The organism is Rhizobium sp. P1_E6 (genome assembly GCF_056405875.1).
Genome location: NZ_JBFUBG010000214.1, coordinates 1 through 2,743, shown reverse-complemented (window position 1 = coordinate 2,743; position 2,743 = coordinate 1). Strand labels below are relative to the sequence as shown.

Genomic DNA, 2,743 nt, shown 5'->3' with positions numbered 1-2,743 from the left:
CCCACCACCTGCTGGTTTCAGCCGACGGAAGCGAACAACGCGTCGATTTCAGATCCTGCATCATCGCCGCCGGTTCCTCGCCGGTGTCGCTTCCCTTTCTTCCCAGCGACCCGCGCATCGTCAATTCGACAGGGGCACTGGCGCTTGCGGCAATCCCGGCGCGGATGCTGGTGATCGGCGGCGGCATCATTGGGCTCGAAATGGCGACGGTCTATAGTGCGCTCGGCGCAAAAATTGACGTGGTTGAGCAACTGGACGGGCTGCTTGCAGGCGTCGATCGCGATTTCGTCTCTATTTGGCAAAAACGAAACGCCCATCGCTTCGATCGCATCATGCTGGCAACGAGGCTTCAGTCTGTCAGCGTCTCCGAAGAATCTCTGAGCGCGGCGTTCGATGCAGATCAAGCAAAAGGCGAATACGATCTGATCCTTCAGGCAGCGGGGCGTCGCCCGAACGGCGACAGTCTGAATCTCACTGCAGCCGAAATTCGTGGCGAACGCGGTTTCATCACGGTCGATCAGGAAATGCGGACGAATGTTCCCCACATATTTGCAATCGGCGACATCGTCGGTCAACCGATGCTCGCCCACAAGGCGGTGCATGAGGGACATGTGGCCGCAGAAGTCGCAGCGGGCCACAAGACAGCATTTGAACCCGCCGTCATTCCAAGTGTCGCCTATCTCGATCCCGAAATCGCCTGGGTGGGCGTGACAGAAGATTCAGCCAAAGAAAACGGCATGAAGGTCAAGGTGGCACGCTTCCCTTGGGCTGCATCGGGCCGTGCGATCGCCAACGGAGCCGAATACGGGATGACGAAGCTGGTATTCTCCAGCGAGACGGGCCGCATTGTCGGCGGCGCGATCATCGGTCCAAACGCCGGCGACATGATCGGGGAAGTGTGTCTCGCAATCGAACTCGGCGCCGATGCCGTCGATATCGGCAGGACCATCCATCCTCACCCGACCCTCGGGGAAACCATCGGCATGGCGGCCGAAGTCGCCGAAGGCAGCTGCACCGACCTGCCGCCGTCGAGAAGGTCGTGAGCGACCTTGCTCTCTGCCTAGATGACGGTGACCGGTTGACAGCCATGATCCTCCTTTCCGGTTGAAGCCATCTGGCCGGTTCAAATCATCTGCAAACACCATTGTTCCCGCGCGTCTTCAAAGCGGGGGCGCAGGTCCTCATCGAGACAATCAGTCACAAAGATCGGCCTAATATGCGCGGCGCGACTTATCCCTATCGTGGTCCTCTTCTCATGGTCCTCTCGACAGGCTCCTATATCGTCAGCGACACATTCATGAAGCTCGCAACCGCAGGGCTCCCGCCTTACGAAGTGTTGTCCCTGCGCGGAATATTTGCGACGAGCTGGGGCGTGTTGCTCCTGAGTTTCCTTGGGAAGTGGCGCCAGATGCCCGTTGTCTTCGACCGGTGGGTGACGGCGCGAAACCTGATCGAACTGCTCTGTGTCCTCTGTTACGTCCTTGCATTGGCGAACATGCCGATTGCCAATGTCGTCGCACTCACGCAGATCACGCCGCTCGTCGTCCTCATCGGTGCGTCCTTGATGTTTGGTGAGCGTCTGAGCGTCCTGTCGATGGTGCTGATTGGTATAGGCTTTGCCGGAGCCGTGCTGGTCGCCCAACCGGGAAGAGGTACGCTGTCTTCCTTTGCGCTTCTTGCAATCGGCAACGCGGTCTTCGGTGCGCTGCGCGACCTTGTCGGCCGACGCGTCCCCGGCCATGTTCCTGGGATCATGGTGGCCTTCGGGGCTTGCATACTTGTCCTTGCCGGCGCAATCGCGATGCACCTTATCTTCGAAGAGACAGCAGTTCCCGGCGCGCACCATCTCCTGTTGCTGGCCGCCTCGGGGCTCTTCCTGTTCGGCGGGCATTATCTTCTTTTCATGGCCTATCGGCTCGGCCCGACGGTCAATGTCGCGCCCTTCTACTATTTCTTCACGTTCTGGGCATTGATTGCCGGCATTTTCGTTTTCGGCACTTTGCCCAATCTGATGGCGCTGACGGGCATTCTGCTCGTCATAGCAAGCGGCCTTGCGATCGTCGTTCTCGATCGGCGCCAGCTCCGAAAAGCGCTCGTCGAGTGATCAGGGACGGAAAAGACCGGGTGCTTGTCTGAGAGGCGAGCAATGCGGCGTGCTCGGATTGTTCAAGAGGTCTCGGCGCGACGCTTCCCATCGACCCACCTTGAGGGCCCACAGGACCGGCCGGCGGATTTCGCCGGCGCCTCGACCAGTGCTAGAGACCGAACACGACGGCACCACCCATCATCCCCGCGCCGGCTGCCGTCAGCAGCAGGGTCTGGCCGTCGACCAACCGGTTGCTGTTGCGGGCCACCGACAGCGACAACGGAATGGTTGCCGCCGACGAATTGCCAAAGATCTCGATCGTGCGGACGGTTTTTTCAGGCGATACGCCGAGATTGCCGGCAACAGTATCGAACATCCGAGCATTGGCCTGATGCGGCACAAAGCAATCGACGTCGCCCGCGGCAATCCCGGCTTGCGCCAAGGCCCGCAGCGACGTCTCCGTCATCAAGCTGACGGCGCGAGAATAGACCTCACGGCCATCTGGCATCGTCATCAGGAAATCGTCACGCGGAACATCAGGAGCGAAGGGCCGGTTGCTGCCCCCGGCCGGGATCTTGATCAAGTCGTAGCCGCTGCCGTCCGTGGCAAGATCGACCGACAGGATCCCGTGTCTCGGATGTGCACTCGGTACGAGTA

General features: G+C 60.2%; 3 protein-coding genes. 2 read left to right on the top strand and 1 reads right to left on the bottom strand.

Features of this window, described 5'->3' with window-relative positions; translation table 11 throughout:
* Both AC1D35_RS35425 and AC1D35_RS35420 read left to right on the top strand, forming a co-directional pair.
* A partial coding sequence (locus AC1D35_RS35425; protein WP_477942613.1) for a dihydrolipoyl dehydrogenase family protein occupies positions 1-1,043 on the top strand: 1,043 nt, incomplete at its 5' end.
* Positions 1,044-1,216: 173 nt separating this feature from the next.
* On the top strand, positions 1,217-2,104 hold the full coding sequence (locus AC1D35_RS35420) for a DMT family transporter (protein ID WP_113335226.1): 888 nt from the start codon (positions 1,217-1,219) through the stop codon (positions 2,102-2,104).
* Positions 2,105-2,255: 151 nt separating this feature from the next.
* Here the strand turns inward: AC1D35_RS35420 and AC1D35_RS35415 are convergent.
* Positions 2,256-2,743 (bottom strand): 3-oxoacyl-[acyl-carrier-protein] synthase III C-terminal domain-containing protein (locus AC1D35_RS35415; protein ID WP_477942610.1); only part of this gene is annotated, 488 nt, incomplete at its 5' end.